Annotated in this window: 15 protein-coding genes and 1 rRNA gene; 10 read left to right on the top strand and 6 right to left on the bottom strand. The window is 45.3% G+C overall.

From position 1 onward, the window contains the following. Positions 1-82: ribosomal RNA gene (gene rrf, locus L2748_RS24730) — 5S ribosomal RNA — on the top strand; the annotation flags it as partial. Between the two features lie 741 nt (positions 83-823). Further along, a complete protein-coding gene (locus L2748_RS17970; RefSeq protein WP_220781526.1) occupies positions 824-1,759 on the top strand; it encodes a LysR family transcriptional regulator in 936 nt (311 codons plus the stop codon). Here the strand turns inward: L2748_RS17970 and ilvY are convergent. Then, the gene (gene ilvY / locus L2748_RS17965; RefSeq protein WP_220781527.1) at positions 1,756-2,628 is read right to left on the bottom strand and encodes an HTH-type transcriptional activator IlvY; all 873 of its coding nucleotides are present in this window, start codon (positions 2,626-2,628) and stop codon (positions 1,756-1,758) included. The genes L2748_RS17970 and ilvY overlap by 4 nt on opposite strands. 201 nt (positions 2,629-2,829) lie before the next feature. On the opposite strand from ilvY, the gene ilvC reads away from it, so the two are divergent. From ilvC to L2748_RS17930, 7 genes are all read left to right on the top strand, one after another. Continuing rightward, the gene (gene ilvC, locus L2748_RS17960; protein ID WP_220781528.1) at positions 2,830-4,311 is read left to right on the top strand and encodes a ketol-acid reductoisomerase; all 1,482 of its coding nucleotides are present in this window, start codon (positions 2,830-2,832) and stop codon (positions 4,309-4,311) included. Positions 4,312-4,834: 523 nt separating this feature from the next. After that, entirely contained in the window at positions 4,835-6,514 is a 1,680-nt protein-coding gene (ilvG, locus tag L2748_RS17955; RefSeq protein ID WP_220781529.1) for an acetolactate synthase 2 catalytic subunit, read from the top strand. A 102-nt stretch (positions 6,515-6,616) separates the two neighbouring features. Then, on the top strand, positions 6,617-6,874 hold the full coding sequence (ilvM, locus tag L2748_RS17950; protein WP_220781530.1) for an acetolactate synthase 2 small subunit: 258 nt from the start codon (positions 6,617-6,619) through the stop codon (positions 6,872-6,874). Between the two features lie 13 nt (positions 6,875-6,887). Continuing rightward, positions 6,888-7,811: a branched-chain amino acid transaminase gene (locus tag L2748_RS17945; RefSeq protein ID WP_220781531.1), complete on the top strand. Its 924-nt coding sequence runs from the start codon at positions 6,888-6,890 to the stop codon at positions 7,809-7,811. A gap of 137 nt (positions 7,812-7,948) precedes the next feature. Then, positions 7,949-9,796 carry a dihydroxy-acid dehydratase gene (gene ilvD / locus L2748_RS17940; RefSeq protein WP_220781532.1) on the top strand — a complete coding sequence of 616 codons (1,848 nt, stop codon included), beginning with the start codon at positions 7,949-7,951 and terminating at the stop codon, positions 9,794-9,796. Positions 9,797-9,824: 28 nt separating this feature from the next. Then, a complete protein-coding gene (ilvA, locus tag L2748_RS17935) occupies positions 9,825-11,375 on the top strand; it encodes a threonine ammonia-lyase, biosynthetic (protein WP_220781533.1) in 1,551 nt (516 codons plus the stop codon). Positions 11,376-11,670: 295 nt separating this feature from the next. Beyond that, the gene (locus L2748_RS17930; protein WP_220781534.1) at positions 11,671-12,807 is read left to right on the top strand and encodes a pyridoxal-phosphate-dependent aminotransferase family protein; all 1,137 of its coding nucleotides are present in this window, start codon (positions 11,671-11,673) and stop codon (positions 12,805-12,807) included. A gap of 84 nt (positions 12,808-12,891) precedes the next feature. On the opposite strand, the gene L2748_RS17925 is transcribed toward L2748_RS17930, so the two are convergent. The 4 genes from L2748_RS17925 to L2748_RS17910 all read right to left on the bottom strand — a co-directional run bounded on the left by L2748_RS17925 (position 12,892) and on the right by L2748_RS17910 (position 18,166). Continuing rightward, complete coding sequence (locus L2748_RS17925) at positions 12,892-14,877, bottom strand: TonB-dependent copper receptor (protein ID WP_420833307.1); 1,986 nt, start codon at positions 14,875-14,877, stop codon at positions 12,892-12,894. A 187-nt stretch (positions 14,878-15,064) separates the two neighbouring features. Then, positions 15,065-16,420: a sodium-dependent transporter gene (locus L2748_RS17920; protein ID WP_220781536.1), complete on the bottom strand. Its 1,356-nt coding sequence runs from the start codon at positions 16,418-16,420 to the stop codon at positions 15,065-15,067. A gap of 323 nt (positions 16,421-16,743) precedes the next feature. Further along, positions 16,744-17,220: an Lrp/AsnC family transcriptional regulator gene (locus L2748_RS17915; RefSeq protein ID WP_220781537.1), complete on the bottom strand. Its 477-nt coding sequence runs from the start codon at positions 17,218-17,220 to the stop codon at positions 16,744-16,746. 106 nt (positions 17,221-17,326) lie between these two features. Then, entirely contained in the window at positions 17,327-18,166 is an 840-nt protein-coding gene (locus L2748_RS17910) for a phosphatase PAP2 family protein (RefSeq protein ID WP_246616170.1), read from the bottom strand. A 191-nt stretch (positions 18,167-18,357) separates the two neighbouring features. On the opposite strand from L2748_RS17910, the gene L2748_RS17905 reads away from it, so the two are divergent. Next, complete coding sequence (locus tag L2748_RS17905) at positions 18,358-19,221, top strand: DUF417 family protein (protein WP_220781538.1); 864 nt, start codon at positions 18,358-18,360, stop codon at positions 19,219-19,221. A gap of 93 nt (positions 19,222-19,314) precedes the next feature. Here the strand turns inward: L2748_RS17905 and ubiK are convergent, their stop codons facing one another. Beyond that, positions 19,315-19,569 carry a ubiquinone biosynthesis accessory factor UbiK gene (gene ubiK / locus L2748_RS17900; protein ID WP_028767932.1) on the bottom strand — a complete coding sequence of 85 codons (255 nt, stop codon included), beginning with the start codon at positions 19,567-19,569 and terminating at the stop codon, positions 19,315-19,317. Positions 19,570-19,597 lie beyond the last annotated feature (28 nt).

Below are 19,597 nucleotides of genomic sequence, written 5' to 3'. Positions count from 1 at the left end.
CCATTCCGAACTCAGAAGTGAAACGCAATATCGCCGATGGTAGTGTGGGGTCTCCCCATGTGAGAGTAGGTCATTTCCAGGCGCCAAATACACGAAAAAGCCCTAGCAAACAACGCTAGGGCTTTTTTCGTATATGCGCTGCGCGAAAAGAACGACTCCCGACGTCGACCCGCCGCTGAGCGGGGTCTCCGGCTTCGAAGGCAAGCTTCTCCGCGTTCAAGTGAGTCTGAATACTACGTATTCAAAACGCCTCACTTTCACCCCCATGTGTTCGCTGCGCGAACTACGAGAGTAGGCCATTTCCAGGCTTTAAATTAAGTGAAGAAGCCACCTACTCTTATATGATAAAAGCAGGTGGCTTTTGTGTACAGGAAGTACTTATCCTCGAATGCCATGGATGGCATAGGAGTTGCGTTTGGGCGTTTGTAAAATATTGAACGCTATCTTATCTGAATACAGCTACCCGTTAAGGTGGCAGCTTCACTTGAAGTAGGCATAAATGCCTCCCCCTACGTCGGTCGATAAATGTTCCTAACAATATCGACACTTCCGCCATCCTTGGCGGTCACTGCTGCTACGCGCTACAAGATTGCAATGTACTTCGTACATTAAGCGCAACCTCTTCGCCCCCATATGTACGCTGCGCGAACCGAGGGCGATTATATGCTTAGCATAATCGACTCTGCGGACATCCATTTAGACCGTAGGTCATTTGCAGTCGGTTTTTATTGCTTGAATATCGATATGGTCCTAATTTTTGTTATTCCTGAGCCATAAAGGCTTTATGATGTCTGTAGGTTGGTGTGTTTAATAGAGGGGTTGCGTGAAACAGTTGGATTTCAATTTACTTAGGGTGTTAGAAGTCTTGCTCGAAGAGCAGAGTGTTACCGCTGCTGCCTCAAGATTACATTTGAGCCAATCGGCAGTGAGTAAACAGCTAAGTAAATTAAGGGAGACTTTTGATGATCAGTTATTTGAGCGCACGGCTTATGGATTAAAGGCGACACCTAGAGCTCTGGAGTTAGCACCGGAACTTAGAGAGGTATTACAACGGCTTGATCAGTTTACTCGCCCGAGTACTTTCGAACCTGCTGAAAGTCAGCGCCGATTTCGAATGCATGTAGTTGAAACTGCTTACTCGCTAAGTTATCCGCACTTTATGCCCAAACTTTTGAAAGATGCACCATTAGTTAGTGTTAATAGTCAGACTTGGTCACATGACAGTATGGATAAGTTATTGCGTTGTGAAATCGATATGGGGATTATTTGCCGCGAATGGGATAACCGCTCTTTGTTGCATATGAATAACTTGCCGGAAGAGCTTGGTTATGCAGAACTGATCCGTGACTATCCAGTATGTTTAGTTAGGCGTGGACACCCTTTATTAAAAGAGACTTGGGATCTCGACACTTTCCTTAAGTATCGACATTTACAGGTGGCCTTTGGAGGTGTTGAACATTGGTTGTTAGATGATGTGCTTAGGTTGCAGCATTTACAGCGTGATATCGCGGTTAACATGACTGACTTTAATTGTGCCTTGGGTTTATGTGAGCATAGCGATCTGATTTTATGTGCTCCGCGGAAATACCTGATGCAGATGATTGCCGACTATGATTTAGTTTGCTTAGACGTGCCGGTAAAAGTTGAGCCAGGTGCTTATGTGCTGGTGTGGCATAAACACTTTAGCCTAGATCCAAGTCATAGTTGGTTACGTAACTTGATCATTAATGGTGTCCAAGCGCATTCAGAAGTAAGTTAGATAGCACTTAAAAAGGCATCGATAATAGGCTCTTGCTGGCGTTTTACTTTGCAGCAACAGCCAAGTTCAAATGGCGGAATTTCTATTGGTGAGCTTAACAACTGAATGCGGTCACGCACTGGACTATTGTTAATTACCACCTCTGGAGTAATACTGACACCACATCCAAGTGCGACCATCGAAGCTATTGCTTCCTGTCCCGATACTTGTGCGTAAATATTGGGTATTAAGCCTAATGATTTGAACCAGTTATCAATTCGCTTTCGACCGGGTCCGTGTTCTGGAACAATAAAGGGGAGTCTATCCCACGGGATATAAGATTCGGTTAATAACTCTTGTACCTGACACCTAAAAGTTGGTGCGATGATGGATAAAGGGACGTCATCTATTTTGGCAAAATGTAGGGTGTCAGGAAAAGCATCGGGTAACGCTGCAATCGCGATATCGGCACGATTATTACGTACTTCATTCACCGCGTTTGCTGCATCACCAGTGATCAGGGCTATTTCAACTTGAGGGTGCTCACGGCGAAAGCGGTCGAGTAATCCCGGTAAATGGCTATAGGCTGCAGTGACCGAACAATAGATATTGAGCTTGCCTCTTAGAACATCTTGCTTGGGATCTAATTTTGTTTTCAATTTAGCCCACTGAGCCAGTGTCACTTCGGCAAAGTTTTTATATTCGACCCCAGCGCTGGTTAAGGTGACACTGCGATTATCGCGTTGAAATAATTGTGCACCAACTTCCTCTTCCAATCTTTGCATCGCACGACTTAATGTCGATGGACTGACATGCATCGCCTGCGCCGTTTTAGAAAAATGTAAGCTGTCTGCTAGATGCAAATAAAGCTTGATGGTTCTTATATCCACAGTGACTCCGCTATTCCTGCAGCTACTTTCACGTAACCTTTATATTTCGCTCTGCCTATTGATGTTGCAATAAATGCAATATGACGTTTCGAATATATCATTTTAAGCAATCAAAAGCTTGCGCTATAGTGACCTTAATCACAGCGTGGCTCGGTAAAGAGTCAGCCCGTTTAAATGTCCAGAATCAAGGTGGTATATCAGATGGCTAACTATTTTAACTCTCTGAATTTGCGTCAACAATTAGAACAGCTGGCACAATGCCGCTTTATGGATCGTAGTGAATTTAGCGAAGGCTGTAACTTTATTAAAGGTTGGAACATCGTTATTTTAGGTTGTGGCGCACAAGGTTTGAACCAAGGTTTGAATATGCGTGACTCCGGTCTAAATATCTCTTTTGCATTGCGTGAGCAAGCGATTAATGAAAAGCGCGACTCGTACCAAAAAGCCACGGGCAATGGATTCCGTGTTGGCACCATTGAACAGCTTATTCCTGATGCGGATTTAGTGCTCAACCTTACTCCAGATAAGCAACACACCAATGCAGTTAACACTGTTATGCCGCTGATGAAGCAAGGTGCAACCCTGTCTTATTCTCATGGTTTCAATATCGTTGAAGAGGGCATGCAAGTTCGCCCTGATATCACGGTCATCATGGTGGCACCTAAGTGTCCGGGTACTGAGGTACGTGAAGAATATAAGCGTGGTTTTGGTGTACCAACATTGATTGCAGTTCACCCTGAAAATGATCCTAAGGCTGAAGGTTTTGATATCGCTAAGGCTTATGCAAGTGCTACCGGTGGCGATCGCGCTGGCGTTTTACATTCATCATTTATTGCCGAAGTGAAGTCAGACTTGATGGGCGAGCAAACTATTTTATGCGGCATGCTGCAAACGGGTGCGATTCTTGGTTACGAGAAGATGGTTGCCGATGGTGTTGAGCCAGGATACGCAGCTAAGCTTATTCAGCAAGGCTGGGAAACCACCACGGAAGCGCTAAAGCACGGTGGCATCACGCATATGATGGACCGACTCTCTAACCCTGCAAAGATCAAAGCTTATGACATGGCTGAAGAGCTTAAAGTTATCCTTAAGCCGCTATTTGAAAAGCATATGGACGACATCATCGGTGGCGAATTCTCTAAGACCATGATGACGGATTGGGCTAACGATGACGCTAATTTGCTTAAGTGGCGTAGCGAGACTAACGATACAGGTTTTGAAAATGCACCGGGTTGTGAAGAGCATATCGATGAGCAAGCATACTTCGATAAGGGCATCTTCTTAGTCGCCATGATTAAAGCGGGTGTTGAGCTTGCGTTCGATACTATGGTAGCAGCAGGGATTGTTGAAGAGTCTGCTTACTATGAGTCTTTACATGAAACGCCGCTTATCGCTAATACCATTGCACGTAAACGTTTATATGAAATGAACGTAGTGATTTCAGATACAGCTGAGTACGGCTGTTATTTGTTCAACCATGCGGCGCTGCCTTTACTAAGCGACTATGTGGCTAACATGTCTGCCGAATACTTAGGTGGTGGCTTGCAAGATGCGAGTAACGGTGTCGATAACGTACGCCTAATTGAAGTAAATGCGGCAATTCGTGGTACCGCCGTTGAAGAGATTGGTGCTGAGTTACGTGGCTATATGACCGAAATGAAGCGCATTGTCGAAGAAAGTTAATCACTTTTTTACCAATAGCCTGGAGGGTAACCCGCTCTAGACTCTTGGTCGTTAAAGTGTTTGTTAGAGACAAAAGATATTTTAGAAAAAACATTAATGATTAACACGTTAGTGGTATTAACTCAGTTAGGCAGAACATGATTATTTGTCAGTATATGAGTCGATAAAGGAATAGGCTCAACTTGATTAATTTTGATGTTAAAAAGTTTTTTATTGTGTTTTTTATAGGCTTTGTGGTACTTCTAAATGGTCGCGTTTTAAACGACACCGAATTTAAGCAAAGAATCTGATTAGGATACAAGTCGAATATGTTCAAACAAGCTGCCCAGCTGATTATTGTGATTATTACCGTCGTGATTATTAAATCACAGCGGGGGCTGCGCATATCGAATCGACATACCTAACTTAGGTTTAAGATTGCAAAAACCCCCGCTCCGAAAGGAACGGGGGTTTTTTCGTTTAAGGGGTTAAGCAAAAGCTAACCCATTAAGAAATAAAGTTAAATGTAGTGGAGTAAGAGCTGATGGAACAAGGGCAAATGATAAGAGGCGCAGACGCAGTCATAAAAGCGATTGCCGCACATGGTGTAACAACAGTGTTTGGTTACCCTGGCGGAGCGATTATGCCTATTTACGATGCGCTCTATGGTAGCCCGGTAGAGCATCTGCTTAGTCGCCACGAACAAGGAGCAGCATTTGCAGCTGTGGGTTACGCCAGAGCAAGTGGCAAAACTGGGGTTTGCTTTGCTACATCTGGCCCTGGGGCAACGAATTTAGTCACCTCACTTGCTGACGCGCTGCTGGACTCTGTGCCGGTTGTTGCTATCACAGGGCAAGTTTCCACAGCGGTTATTGGTACTGATGCGTTTCAAGAAATCGACGTATTAGGCATGTCACTGTCATGTACTAAACATAGCTTTATGGTGACTAATGTTGATGAGCTAGTGCCGACGCTTTATAAAGCCTTTGAGATCGCTGCATCAGGTCGTCCGGGCCCGGTATTGGTGGATATTCCTAAAGATGTGCAAATTGCCATGCTGGAATATAAAACACCTCTGCAAGCTATCAGCGCCGAGCCTGAGCATACCCCAGAGCAAATTAACGATGCGCGCGAGCTTATCGAACAAGCTAAGCAGCCAATGCTGTATGTTGGCGGCGGCGTGGGTATGGCGAGTGCTGTTGAGCAATTACGCGATTTTATTCAAGTGACCGGCATTCCATCAGTGGCAACACTCAAAGGTCTAGGCTCAATTACCATAGATACGCCTGGTTACTTGGGCATGTTGGGTATGCATGGCTCTAAGGCGGCGAATTTAGCCGTACAAGAATGTGATTTATTAATAGTGGTTGGCGCACGTTTCGACGACAGAGTTACCGGCCGGTTAGCTAGCTTTGCTGAAAACGCCAAAGTTATTCACCTTGATATAGACGCTGCTGAGCTTGGCAAATTACGTTTACCTGAAGTGGCTATAGCTGGCGACTTACGCCAAATCCTGCCTGCATTAAGTCAAAATCTAGGTGAGCAGTTTGCGTCATGGCAAGCCAAGATTGATGAGATGAAACAAGTGCATCAGTGGCGTTATGATCGTCCCGGTGAGCTAATCTACGCACCTGCAATGTTAAACCGTTTAGCCAATAAGTTACCGAAAAACAGTGTAGTGGCTTGTGATGTTGGTCAGCACCAAATGTGGGTTGCACAGCATATGTTTTTCAATCGACCGGAAGACCATCTTTCAAGTGCTGGTCTCGGCACTATGGGTTTTGGCTTACCTGCTGCAATTGGCGCTAAAGTGGCACGCCCAGATGCCACAGTAGTAACAGTATCAGGCGATGGCTCTTTTATGATGAATGTACAGGAGCTAACGACGATTAAGCGCAAGCGCTTACCGGTAAAAATCTTACTTATCGATAACCAAAAGCTCGGCATGGTTAAGCAGTGGCAGCAGCTGTTTTTTGAAGAGCGTTATAGCGAAACTGACCTATCAGATAATCCAGACTTTGTAAAAATGGCCTCGGCATTCGATATCCCAGGGCGCAGGATCTTTAAGGCTTGCGAGGTTGAAGCCGGCTTAGATGAGATGCTCAATAGCGAAGGGCCTTTCTTGCTGCACGTGTCGATCGATGATGCTCACAATGTATGGCCGTTAGTGCCGCCGGGAGCCTCGAACCAAGACATGATGGAAGAAATGGATAAGCAAACTTAGTTTGTATCAGGGCTAAACGTATTACGGCATGACTGACTTGAAACAAGTATTAAAGCTAAAACATTGAAACAACAGCATTGAAGCAAGATGGAGAGCAAGAATATGAACAATTACTCATTAGCGTTAAACGTGCAGCAAAGACCAGAAGTGCTAGAGCGTGTTTTACGCGTTGCTCGCCATCGTGGTTTTAAGATCGCCAACTTAAGTATGCAGATTAATAGTAATAACAGCACCAGCATCGACATGTTGGTAGAGAGTGAGCGTGAAATTGGCTTGCTAACTAATCAGATAGATAAGCTTATTGATGTCATTGATTGCCGCGTATTAGTAAGCAATTCAACTACCGCATTAGCAAAATAGAAAGGGTGAGAAAATGGCCGCTAAAACAGCAGAATTAATTTGGTTCAATGGTGAAATGATGCCTTGGGGTGATGCTAAGGTACATGTTATGTCTCACGCACTGCATTATGGCACGTCGGTTTTTGAAGGTATTCGAGTTTACGATACGCCTAATGGTCCTGCAGGGTTTAGGCTAACTGAGCATGTGCAGCGCTTATTTGATTCTGCCAAGATCTACCGTATGCCGATCCCCTATAGTTTCGATGATGCAATGCAAGCTTGCCGCGACGCAGTCTTAGGTAATGGCTTACGCAGTGCTTATATCCGACCATTGGCTTTTTATGGCGATGTGGGCATGGGTATTACGCCGCCTAAAGATGCTCAGTGCGACTTAATGGTCGCAGCGTTTCCTTGGGGCGCTTACTTAGGTGAAGACAGCATGGATGCCGGTGTTGATGTGGCAGTAACGTCATGGAATCGCTTAGCGCCCAATACTATTCCGACTGGCGCTAAAGCGGGAGGTAATTACCTTTCATCATTACAAATCTCCACCGAAGCTAAACGCAACGGTTTTGATGAAGGTATCGCACTTGATACTAACGGCTTAGTGAGCGAAGCGGCTGGCGCTAATATATTTGTGATTAAAAAGAACAAAATCTACACACCGCCTGCAACTGCCGCTATTCTGATGGGATTAACGCGTGACACCATTATCACCTTGGCACGGGATCAGGGTTATGAAGTGGTTGAAGAGCAGATGTCGCGTGAGTTTCTTTACCTTGCCGATGAAATCTTTATGACAGGCACCGCGGCTGAAATCGTACCTGTGCGCAGTGTCGACAGAATTGAAGTAGGCACAGGTAAGCGTGGTGAGATCACTAAACAAATTCAGCAAAGTTTCTTCGGTTTATTTAACGGAGAGACGCAAGATAAATGGGGCTGGCTAGAGGTGTTATAACATCCATAAGCTCCGATTAATTATCTAACGATAAACACAGAAAACAAATTGAAGTGGCTTAACTCGGTTGGGTTAAGCAATAAAGAATCAGCATAAATGCGTCAATGAATGACGCATTTTATATCAAGGATAAAGCAATGCCAAAACTACGTTCAGCAACCAGTACCGAAGGCCGTAATATGGCAGGCGCGCGCGCATTATGGCGTGCAACAGGCGTTAAGGATAACGATTTTGGTAAGCCAATTATTGCCATTTCAAACTCGTTTACTCAGTTTGTTCCGGGGCATGTGCATCTTAAAGATATGGGCTCATTAGTTGCCGGTGCAATTGAAGAAGCCGGTGGTATCGCTAAAGAATTTAATACTATTGCCGTTGATGACGGCATTGCGATGGGCCACGGCGGCATGCTTTATAGCTTACCGTCACGCGAGCTGATTGCAGACAGCGTTGAATACATGGTCAACGCACATTGCGCCGATGCCTTAGTGTGTATTTCAAACTGCGACAAGATCACTCCAGGCATGTTGATGGCTTCGCTACGTCTTAACATTCCGGTAATTTTCGTGTCAGGTGGACCGATGGAAGCGGGTAAAACTAAGCTTTCAGATAAACTGATTAAACTCGATTTGGTTGATGCTATGGTCGCCGGTGCAGACGAGCGTGTATCAGATGAAGACAGCGAAAAGATTGAGCGCAGCGCGTGCCCTACGTGTGGTTCATGCTCGGGTATGTTTACTGCTAACTCAATGAATTGCCTAACTGAAGCGCTAGGTTTATCACTACCGGGTAACGGCTCAATGCTGGCGACTCACGCTGATCGTCGTGAGCTTTTCTTAGAGGCTGGGCGCCGCATTATGGATTTAGCGACGCGCTATTATCGCGATGATGACGAGTCTGCATTGCCACGCAATATCGCCAATTTTGCTGCCTTTGAAAATGCGATGACACTTGATATCGCCATGGGTGGTTCAAGTAATACCGTATTGCACTTGTTAGCGGCGGCGCAAGAAGCCGAAGTTGATTTCACTATGGCAGATATCGACCGACTTTCTCGCCTTGTACCACACCTTTGTAAAGTGGCACCAGCAACGCCAAAGTATCACATGGAAGATGTGCACCGCGCCGGTGGCGTAATGGGCATTTTAGGTGAGTTAGACCGCGCAGGCTTACTGCACAATACCGCCTATCACGTAGCGGGTAAAAACTTGGCGGAAGTATTGGCTAAATACGACATTGCTCAGAGTGACGATACTGCAGTACGTAAGTTCTTCTCGGCAGGCCCTGCAGGTATTCCAACCACTAAAGCCTTTAGCCAAGATTGTCGCTGGGATAGTGTTGATGATGACCGTCAGGAAGGTTGTATCCGCAGCCGTGAGTTTGCCTTTAGCCAAGAAGGTGGTTTAGCTGTATTAGCAGGTAATGTCGCCGTCGATGGTTGTATCGTTAAAACTGCAGGTGTTGAAGTCGAAAACCATACCTTTATTGGTAGTGCACGTGTGTATGAAAGCCAAGATGACGCAGTTGCTGCGATTTTAGGTGGTGAAGTGGTAGCTGGCGATGTGGTGGTGATCCGCTATGAAGGCCCTAAAGGTGGACCCGGTATGCAAGAGATGTTGTACCCAACCAGTTACTTAAAGTCTCGTGGTCTTGGCACTAAGTGTGCGTTGATTACAGATGGTCGCTTTTCGGGTGGTACGTCAGGTTTGTCTATTGGCCATGTTTCACCTGAGGCTGCAGCTGGTGGCACCATTGGTTTAGTGCAAACGGGCGATCGAATTGAAATTGATATTCCTGCACGCTCCATCAAATTGGCGATCAGTGATGTTGAATTAGCCGCGCGTCGCATTGCGATGGAAGCGTTAGGCAAAGATGCTTGGAAGCCATTGGGGCGTGTAAGGCAGGTATCACTAGCGCTTAAAGCTTATGCGCTACTAGCGACCAGTGCCGATAAAGGCGCTGTGCGTGATACCAGTAAATTAGTGTAATGGATTTAACGGGTTTAAGAGGTAGTTTATGTTGGCTTTAGCATCACAATCACAACTGGATTTAGCCCACTATTATTTACAGAAAATTTTGCTGTCGTCGGTTTACGATGTCGCTAAAGTGACGCCATTATCGAGCATGAACAAACTGTCAGCGCGCTTAGGTTGTCAGGTATTTTTAAAGCGTGAAGATATGCAGCCAGTGCATTCTTTTAAGCTGCGTGGCGCTTATAACAAAATAGCTGAGCTGACGACAGATGAGTGTGCGTGCGGCGTTGTTTGCGCCTCAGCTGGCAATCATGCTCAGGGCGTAGCATTGTCTGCGTCAGCTCGTGGTATTAGCGCAGTGATTGTGATGCCAGAAACCACGCCGGATATTAAAGTCGATGCGGTTAGACGTTTGGGCGGTGAAGTGGTGTTGCACGGACAAGCATTTGATCAAGCGAATGCCTATGCCCAAAGTTTGGCTGAAAATGAAGGCCGTGTGTATGTGGCGCCGTTTGACGATGAAGCCGTGATTGCCGGCCAAGGTACCGTTGCGCAAGAGATGTTGCAGCAGCAGCGGGATCTTGAAGTGGTATTTGTACCTGTTGGTGGCGGCGGGCTGATTGCCGGGGTTGCTGCTTATTATAAAGCGGTGATGCCACAAGTTAAAATCATCGGCGTAGAGCCTGAAGATTCTGCTTGTTTAAAGGCGGCACTCGACGCTGATGAGCGGGTAGTGTTATCGCAAGTTGGATTATTTGCTGATGGCGTAGCGGTAAAGCAGATTGGCGCTGAGCCTTTTAGATTGGCGCGTGAATATGTTGATGACGTGATTACCGTAACGTCAGATGAAATCTGTGCTGCGGTCAAAGATATCTTTGAGGATACTCGTGCGATTGCTGAGCCGTCAGGTGCGCTGTCGCTGGCAGGCCTAAAAAAGTATATCGGCATTAACGGCAAAGGTGAAAAGCTTGGCGCGATTCTCAGTGGTGCCAATGTAAATTTTCATAGCTTGCGTTATGTGTCTGAACGCTGCGAATTAGGTGAGCAAAAAGAAGCTATTCTAGCGGTAAAAGTGCCGGAGCGTCCGGGGATATTTTTGCGCTTTTGTGAGCTGTTAGAACAGCGGGCAATGACCGAATTTAACTATCGCTTTAGTAGTCGTGATAAAGCGGTGGTGTTTGCGGGTATTCGTTTGTCTAACGGTCAAGATGAGTTAAATGAGATTATTGCTAAGCTCGAGTCTGAAGGCTTTGGAGTACAAGATTTATCGAATGATGAAACCGCTAAACTGCATGTGCGTTACATGGTCGGTGGTCAACCACCAGAGCCGATAGAAGAGCGCTTGTTTAGTTTTGAGTTTCCGGAGCACCCCGGCGCGCTATTTAAGTTTTTAACCACCTTGCAGAGCAAATGGAATATCAGTTTATTCCATTATCGTAATCATGGTGCAGCCTACGGCAGAGTGTTGGCGGGTTTTGAAGTACCTGCGAGTGATAGTTTACCGTTCCAGCAGTTTTTAACTGAATTAGGTTTTGTTTATCAAGAAGAAACAGACAGTCCTGCGTATCAACTGTTTTTAGATAATCGCGATTGATTGAGTTTTTAGGGTATCAAAGGCAGCGGCATTTTACATGTCGCTGCCTTTTTTATTTCTATAAATCGTTATAAATATTATCAGTTAGGCGGTTGATAGTATTGGAGCTTCTTCTGTAGTATGGTCAGAAAGTCGTCTTTAAATACTAGCACTTTACGCTGTTAAAGATGGAACAATAATAATATTCCACTAAAGACTGACTACACGTAGGGGCTTAACGGTATTTTTCGTTATAGCAGTATGGCATCAGTCAAATCTTAACCTTATTAAATCGCCAAGTTTTAGAGGAAGTATCATGTTACCTGCACCGTTTATCGAGTCATTTTCACCACCACGCCGTATTTTAATGGGGCCTGGACCATCAGATGTTTATCCTGAAGTGTTAGCTGCGCAAGCTAAACCAACTATTGGTCATTTAGACCCTTTGTTTGTCGGTATGATGGATGAGCTTAAAGCGCTGATTCAATATGCTTTTCAAACCACTAATGAGATGACATTAGCCGTTTCTGCGCCAGGTAGTGCAGGCATGGAAACCTGTTTTGTGAATCTGGTTGAACCGGGTGAAAAAGTGATTGTTTGCCGTAACGGCGTGTTTGGTGAGCGGATGCGCCAAAACGTTGAGCGTGTTGGTGGTATTGCGGTCGTGGTTGATAACGAATGGGGCGAAGCGGTAGACGCAGATCTGGTGGCGAGCGCATTAGCAGCTAATCCTGATGCTAAATTCTTAGCCTTTGTGCATGCCGAAACATCAACTGGCGCTCTGTCTGATGCCAAAACCTTATGTGCATTAGCTAAGCAACACGATTGTTTGTCGATTGTTGATGCGGTGACCTCATTAGGTGGCGTAGAGTTAAGAGTCGATGAGTGGGGTATTGACGCCATTTATTCCGGCAGTCAAAAGTGTTTATCTTGCGTGCCGGGGTTATCGCCGGTGTCATTCTCACCCGCCGCAGTTGAGAAGCTAAAAGCACGTAAAATGCCAGTGCAGAGCTGGTTTTTAGATCAAACATTAGTGATGGGGTACTGGGATGCATCGAGTGACGGTAAGCGTAGTTACCATCATACGGCGCCAGTTAATGCGCTATATGCCTTACATGAATCACTACGTTTATTAGCGGCAGAAGGGTTAGAGCTTGCTTGGCAGCGTCATGCGGATATGCACCAAGTATTGCGTCATGGGCTGCAGCGTTTAGGGCTACGCTTTGTGGTGACAGAAGCTGACCGTTTACCGCAGTTAAATGCAGTGTATATTCCAGAAGGGATTGATGACGCCAAGATCCGTAAGCAACTACTGGAAAATTATAATTTAGAGATTGGTGCTGGCCTTGGTGCACTAGCGGGTAAAGCGTGGCGCATAGGTTTGATGGGTTATGGTGCTCGCCGTGAAAACGTTGCCTTATGTTTAAAGGCATTGGAAGAAGTGCTGGCTTAGTTAATTTGGTATAAGTATTCGTTGTTCATTGAAAAATAAAAGTCCGCTCAGTTGAGCGGACTTTTTTAGTTAATGAGGTAAAGCTTAGAAAGTGTAATCCACTTTGACCCAAGCGGTGCGACCCGGTTCATTAACTTGGAAAGTGGGTTCGCTTCCAGGAATATCGTTACCTGCGCCAGAGCGGCTAATGTGCTCGGCATAGGTAATATCAAATAGGTTTTCAACACCAAAGCTAACCAATAGTGCATCGTTGTGCTTCCAGCTTGCGTTGAACGAAAGCGTACCAAAGCCGCTGCTTTCTGCTAAGTCTTGGCCTGAAATATTGCCCTCACCAATAGCGACTCGATCTTGAGCTGCCACTAGACGCCATAGAAGACCTGCTGCCCATTGATTGTATTGGTAGTCTAAGGTGATACGTCCCTCAAGCGGTGGAATTTGCCCTAGCGGTGTGCCAGCGGTGTCGTTATCACCATGACTATAGCTCACGCTTGTTTGAGTAGAAAAGTGCTCAGTGAGTGGAATGGTTGCTGCAACCTCACCGCCATAAACTGTAGCATCAATATTGTATGCGCTGGTTTTATCTGTATTGGCATCAATTAAGATATAGTCACGGATCTCACCGTAAAACAGTGAAGTAGAGATAGCGATATCCGCTTCGTAGATCCAACCGATATCAAGCTGAGTGGTTTTCTCTGGCGCTAAGTCGAAGGCTTTTTGGCTTGGGTTATTCACATCGGCTTTCATGATCTCCCAGTAATCAGGAATGCGCTGCGCGTGGCCAACACCTGCGTAGTACTGGCTGTTACCTGACGTTAACTCATAGCGACCGTAACCACTGAACAAGTCATCGGTACGTTCACCCTGTTGGGCAACCATAAGCTCGGTTTTCCAGTGGTCATAACGCGCGCCTGCAAGCAATTGCCCATGGGGTAACTCGTAGGTGGATTCAACAAATAAGCCACTGGTTTGATAGCGCATATTGTCTTTAAACGGTTTATTGAGTAGATCATCAAGTCCATTATCAATAGCAGGATTAATGCTGCGGCCTTCATGGGTACTGTCCATATGGTCAACACCAGCAGTTAATGTCCAGTCGCTAGCTAAGGTAAAGTCGAGCCATAAATGCCCACCCGAAGTGGTGCGTCTAACGTTAGTCCCCGAGTTTACCCCTTGGTCAAACTGATCCATAACGTGGTCATTTTCATTGGTGTAAGCTTGCAGCTCAATGCTGTTTAGCCACTGGCTATCAAATTCGTGTTGCAGTAAAAAGGTTAGGTTTTCATTGCTAATTTCGCGGGCTTTATTGGCACGGTCGGCATACTCTGCTTCACCAGACGAGCTACCATAAGCTAGCTCTAAAACCGTTTGCTCAGTAGGGGTCCAACCAAGTGCAAAGTTGTAGTTAGAGCGGTCGTAACTCGACTGCACTTTGTTGCCATCACCATCTTTATAATGGTCACTTGATGACTGGTTAACATCCATATCGAAGTAATGTTTTTCGTCACCCGCCTTCAGTTCGACCAAGTGATCGGTACGACCAAAGCTGCCAGCGGTCATACTCGCGCGACCATCGAGTCCCGCCTCATCAAAGCTATGACGGTCTTTTTCAAATAGCACAGTACCAGCGCTACCTACAGGACCGTACTTAACGGTTTGTGGCCCCTTAATCACGGTAATGTTGTCGTAGGCTTCTGGATAAATATAGGCTGTTGGTGGATCCATGCGTCCGCCACAAGTTCCCGCAACGTGTTGACCATCATCAACAATACTTAAACGGGAGCCGCCTAAACCGCGCAGGCTAGGATCACCGCCTGCGCCACCCTTTCGGCCGATACTAAAACCTGGAATGGTCTTTAAAAACCCTGCGCCGTCATATGCAGGTAAAGGTAAGCGTGGTTTTTTAGGGTCGGTATAGGTTTTGGTTGGGTCTTTCATCAATTCGCCAGTGACCACGATGCGCTCTACAGTTGGCGATTCGTCAGTTTTTGTCACAGCTTCATTGGCTAAACAGGGGAGAGAGATTAATCCCAAGGTGACGAAAGGAATCGTCAAAATACTTTTCTTGTTCATCATGGTGTCACTGTCGTTATTTATTTTTCGCCTGTTTTACAGGGCTTTATAAATACAGCAAACCAATTTGTCCCAAGGTGCGACAAAGGGTCACAGGTAGGTGTGACAGGCTTCACTTTCTTGAGGGGCGCACATAGAAAAAGGGCGATAATATCGCCCTTACAAAGTTTGCTCAAAATGCGGCTATTTAGCTAATTAGCTGCACAATAATCATGATGATTAAAAGTGGACAAATGTACTTCACATACCAAGGCCATACTTTCCAGAAAAGACTATTAGCTTGCACACCTTCTTGCAGACCAATCGCTGTGATTAACTGATTTCTGTTCCATACCCAACCTAAGTAGATGGCAATACCTAGAGCGATTAGTGGCTGTGCACGCTCTGTAGTTAGGGTGATCATAAAGCTGAATAGGCTGTCGAAATTAAACACAACTATCATAGATAGCGCGGCAATTAAGCTGCCTACAAGCAAAGTTGCTTTGTCGCGGCTTAAGGTCGTTTTCTCAACTAAGTAGCTGGTGGGCACTTCAACAATTGAGATAGCTGAAGTTAAACCGGCAATGGTCATTAAGATAAAGAACACAATCGCTAATAGGTATTGGCTCACACCGCCAATAGTATCGAACAGTGCAGGCAGTACAGTAAACACTAAGGTGTCAGAGTTCAGTAAGCTGCCATCTTCTGCAAAAATTTGTACGCCGTTATGCTGCGCCACGTACATAGCAGGGATCACCATTAATGCCGCTAAAAATGCCACTGAGGTGTCGGTTAGGGTGACGTAGGCGGTTAGCTTAGCTAGGTCTTCTTTTTGGCTTAAGTAAGCGCCATAAACCATCATTGCCGCAGTACCAATGGTTAATGAGAAAAAGGTCTGTCCTAGCGCGCCAATCAATACATCTGCATCAAATACCCGCGAAAAGTCAGGTACTAGTAATACTTCTAAACCTTGCATGGCGCCAGGCTGAGTCAAGATATACACCACGCCAGCGACTAAGATCAGTAATAACATAGGCATTAAACGCTTAGACCAACGCTCGATACCTTTTTGTACACCTTGGCGGATCACTAAAATCACCATAGCGATAAAGATTAAGGTAAACACTAGATTGCGCGACAAGCTAAAATCCATTAACCAATTAGCCGCTTGAGTTTGGCCGCTTATCTCTGCAATAGGCGCAATGGCAAAACTAACAAACCAGCCTGATAAAATACTGTAGAAAGTACAGATTAGTGTGGCGGTCACAATTGAGATAAAGCCAATTGCTTTACCTATTCTTTTGGTGAGCGGAGTGTTGGCGATTTTAGCCATAGCATCTGCTGGATTGGTTTGGCCGTGGCGACCAATCATGAGTTCGGCCATTAACATTGGATAGCCTAGCACTAAGATCAGAAACAGATAAACCAGCAAGAAAGCGCCGCCGCCATGAGTGGCAGCTTGAGTTGGGAAACCCCAAATATTACCTACGCCCACCGCAGAACCTGCCGCGGCCATAATAAAGCCTATCTTTGAGCTAAAGTGCCCTTGTTTTACTGTACTCATTGGAGCTCTCTTTCTGACTATCTTGATCAACTAAGAGCGCGCATATTAGTGGTTTAAAAATACGAGTCAACGCCAAAAAGAAGCGTTAAAAGTCACTTTTGCAATGTTTACTGTCTTCTTTGTGCCTATTTTTGAATTTATTTATCGCTATACTGGTTTGCGTTGTTTTTTTATTGCGATGACCGGTTTGTATTAACGCTTATGCGCAATAAAATCATTTAACGAATAAACTGAAAAATGCGATCGAATGCACAGATTATAGTCTCTTGGCTACAATCTGCGGTGGATTCAGCTGCCTAAAAGCAGGTGAGTAAAACAGAAGTTTAGCTCGGTAGCGGAATGCTGGTTTGGTTTTTAACTTGCTTTAGGACGAAGCTCGAACGTACACCCGCAATGTGGTCATTGGTGGTGAGTTTGTCGAGCAGGAACACTTTAAAGTGCTTCATGTCGGTCACCAGTACTTTTATTTGGTAATCGGCATCGCTACCAGTGAGCAGGCAACATTCTTGTACTTCATCGTAACTGCTGATTTTCTCCTCAAAGGCATCAAGGATATCTGTTGAGTGCTTTTCTAATCGCACTTGAATATAGGCAGTGAGCGCTAGATCGAAATGTTCTGCACTGAGCAAGGTGGCGTAGCCGGCAATATAGCCAGCTTCTTCTAGTGACTTAACCCGTCTAGAGCAAGGTGATGGTGAAAGGCCTACCTTTTCTGCGAGTTCTTGATTAGACAATTTACCATGTTGCTGCATTAGTTTGAGGATATGCAGGTCAATCTTATCTAATTGCAATTCAGCCATGGTTGGGTCTCGCTTTGATTTTATTTTAGTGGAGGCAGAATACCTTAAATAAAATCAAGCGCAAGTGAGCCGCTAACACTGACTATTGGATTTAGAATATTAAGGGTTATCGTCTATTTGATTGCTGCACTTTACGCTGAGGCGAAATAAGCTGCCAAAGACGCGGCCATAAACATTGCGCTAAAAAGATACTCGCCGCCGCAATACAGCCACCAATGAAGGTGGAAGCAAGTACATCTTGAGGCCAGTGCATACCAAGCAACATGCGACTTAAGCCCATACTTATCGCCCAACTGACTAATAGCAGTGGCATGGCAATTAGGCCCGATAGCAGTAAGTAGAAACACACGACAAGCGCGAGGGTGACGGCAAATAAAGTATGGCCTGATGGGAATGCGTAGCCGACTTCATGTTGCCAATGACCTTTAATGGCATCGCTAAGAAGCAGGTCTGGGCGAGCGATTTCTAATTGATTCACCGCTACTCCAAGTATTTGTCTTTTTTCTAGCTTATCTTTTTGATAAAAATCTTTGGTATTGAGCAAGTAGCTTTGCTCAAGCAATATCGCATTGGGTCGTGGCTCAGCAAAGTAGGGTTTTAAAAATTGATTTAGGCTTAAGGTTGCCGCCATGCTGATAGATACCGCGAGCACTAGCTTTGCAAATTGTTGGCGATTGAGGAGGCGATAACACACTACTAAGATCAGCACTCCAGTAATAATGCCGTAAGGTGCAGTGCCAGTGCTGGTAAGCCAATAAAGCGCCTCGGCTAGCAATGAGTTTAACCGAATACTAGGGAACAATTGGCTTGAGCTGAGATAGATGATGGCCGGTATTGCAATTAATAGCCCCCAAGCAGCTAAGGTGACTTGTTTAGCATTTTGGCTGACAAAGCGACTCAGTGTAGCAAGTGTTTTAGTGGCGTGAATATTGGTTGAAGTCGTCAAAGTAAAGCCTCACATTTGGCAGGTAAAAAGAAAGCCAGAAGGCTGTGCTCATTGGATAAGGCTACCTATCCGCGCGGCGCTATACTAGCCCTTGCCGATGAACTGTAAATTAATCTTATTTCACTCAATTGTTAATTTGGCGAAAGGCTTTACTGAGTTTGCAGGTCTACTGCAAAAAATAGGAGCCTTACATGCCAAGATCACCGATAAAGATATCCGTTCAAACCCGTTTATTGATTGCTCGTAGTTTACTTGCAATCTTTTTACTTCTCACGGCAATGCCACGCTTTAGTGCCGCGGATGCCAGTTATTTTACTCAGCAATTAATGGAAGTTGGCTTGCCTGCGTTGCCTTGGCTTGCACCGATTTTAGGGGTTGTACAACTGCTGGTGGTGGTTGCATTGATTGTACCGCAGCAACGTTGGGCGCAAGTGCTGCTTTACCTATACGCAAGTTTAGCCACTGTGCCTTTGCTGATGATGTTCACTCATCCAGTCTGGCTCGACAGTTTAGGTGGCTTTCCGGCAATTGGTGCTGGGCAAGGATTGATTAAGTACCTAGGCATCGTTGGCTTAGCCTTGTTTATTAGTTCATTTTACAGTGGCAACAAAACCATTAACCGCCTAGCTGAGAAGTTAATGTTAGCCGGAATCGTGCTGGTGATGCTGTGGATTGGCGGCATGAAGTTTACCCAATATGAGGCTGATGGCATTGAGGGCTTGATGCGCACCAGTCCGCTATTTAGTTGGATTTATGATGTGTTTAGCGTGCTGCACGGGTCTTACTTTATCGGCGTAATTGAATTGATTGCAGTTGCTGGTATCGCGTTACTGCCTTGGTCTAAAAATGCTTATATTGCGGGGCTCAGTATTGCTGCGTTGACGTTTGCCGCCACGCAAACGTTTGTGATTAGCCTACCAGCATACGAAACCAGTATGGGTTTTGCTATGCTCACCGGCAGCGGTCAGTTTATTGTGAAAGACTTAGCTTTGCTGGCTTGTAGCATTATTTTGCTTGCTAAAGCATTAGAGGGAAGTACTAGCGAGGATTGTTAGCGGTTGTGCTTCAATAGCATAAATACAAAAAAGAGCAGCTAATATACTCAGTATTAGCTGCTCTTTTTGATTAAACCTAAGAACTTATTGGAACTAGTCTTCAGCGTTTAATTTAGCTTCAAGTGCATCAACTTGTGCTTGTAATGCTTCTAATTTTTCACGAGTTTTGATTAAAACATGTTGCTGCACTTCGAACTCTTCGCGAGATACCACATCTAATTTTTGTAGTTGGTTTTGCAGTACCTGCTTGCTACGTTCTTCAAATTCGCCTGCAAATTGCTTTAATCCACTAGGAAGGTTTTCGCTTAATTGCTTAGCGACTTCTTCAATTTTTTTCGGGTTAATCATTGTTTGTATCCGCTCAAGTGCATAATGC

It is taken from the genome of Shewanella sairae (genome assembly GCF_023283535.1).
Taxonomy (GTDB): Bacteria; Pseudomonadota; Gammaproteobacteria; order Enterobacterales; family Shewanellaceae; genus Shewanella; species Shewanella sairae.
Note: the sequence above shows the minus strand (reverse complement) of the source record. Positions and strands in the feature narration are given on the sequence as shown.

Bases quoted from the DNA above. Each gene is read 5' to 3' on its own strand.
- ilvC (WP_220781528.1), top strand. From the start codon at position 2,830: ATGGCTAACTATTTTAACTCTCTGAATTTGCGTCAACAATTAGAACAG.
- ilvG (WP_220781529.1), top strand. From the start codon at position 4,835: ATGGAACAAGGGCAAATGATAAGAGGCGCAGACGCAGTCATAAAAGCG.
- ilvM (WP_220781530.1), top strand. From the start codon at position 6,617: ATGAACAATTACTCATTAGCGTTAAACGTGCAGCAAAGACCAGAAGTG.
- L2748_RS17945 (WP_220781531.1), top strand. From the start codon at position 6,888: ATGGCCGCTAAAACAGCAGAATTAATTTGGTTCAATGGTGAAATGATG.
- ilvD (WP_220781532.1), top strand. From the start codon at position 7,949: ATGCCAAAACTACGTTCAGCAACCAGTACCGAAGGCCGTAATATGGCA.
- ilvA (WP_220781533.1), top strand. From the start codon at position 9,825: ATGTTGGCTTTAGCATCACAATCACAACTGGATTTAGCCCACTATTAT.
- L2748_RS17930 (WP_220781534.1), top strand. From the start codon at position 11,671: ATGTTACCTGCACCGTTTATCGAGTCATTTTCACCACCACGCCGTATT.
- L2748_RS17925 (WP_420833307.1), bottom strand. From the start codon at position 14,877: ATGAACAAGAAAAGTATTTTGACGATTCCTTTCGTCACCTTGGGATTA.
- L2748_RS17920 (WP_220781536.1), bottom strand. From the start codon at position 16,420: ATGAGTACAGTAAAACAAGGGCACTTTAGCTCAAAGATAGGCTTTATT.
- L2748_RS17915 (WP_220781537.1), bottom strand. From the start codon at position 17,220: ATGGCTGAATTGCAATTAGATAAGATTGACCTGCATATCCTCAAACTA.
- L2748_RS17905 (WP_220781538.1), top strand. From the start codon at position 18,358: ATGCCAAGATCACCGATAAAGATATCCGTTCAAACCCGTTTATTGATT.
- ubiK (WP_028767932.1), bottom strand. From the start codon at position 19,569: ATGATTAACCCGAAAAAAATTGAAGAAGTCGCTAAGCAATTAAGCGAA.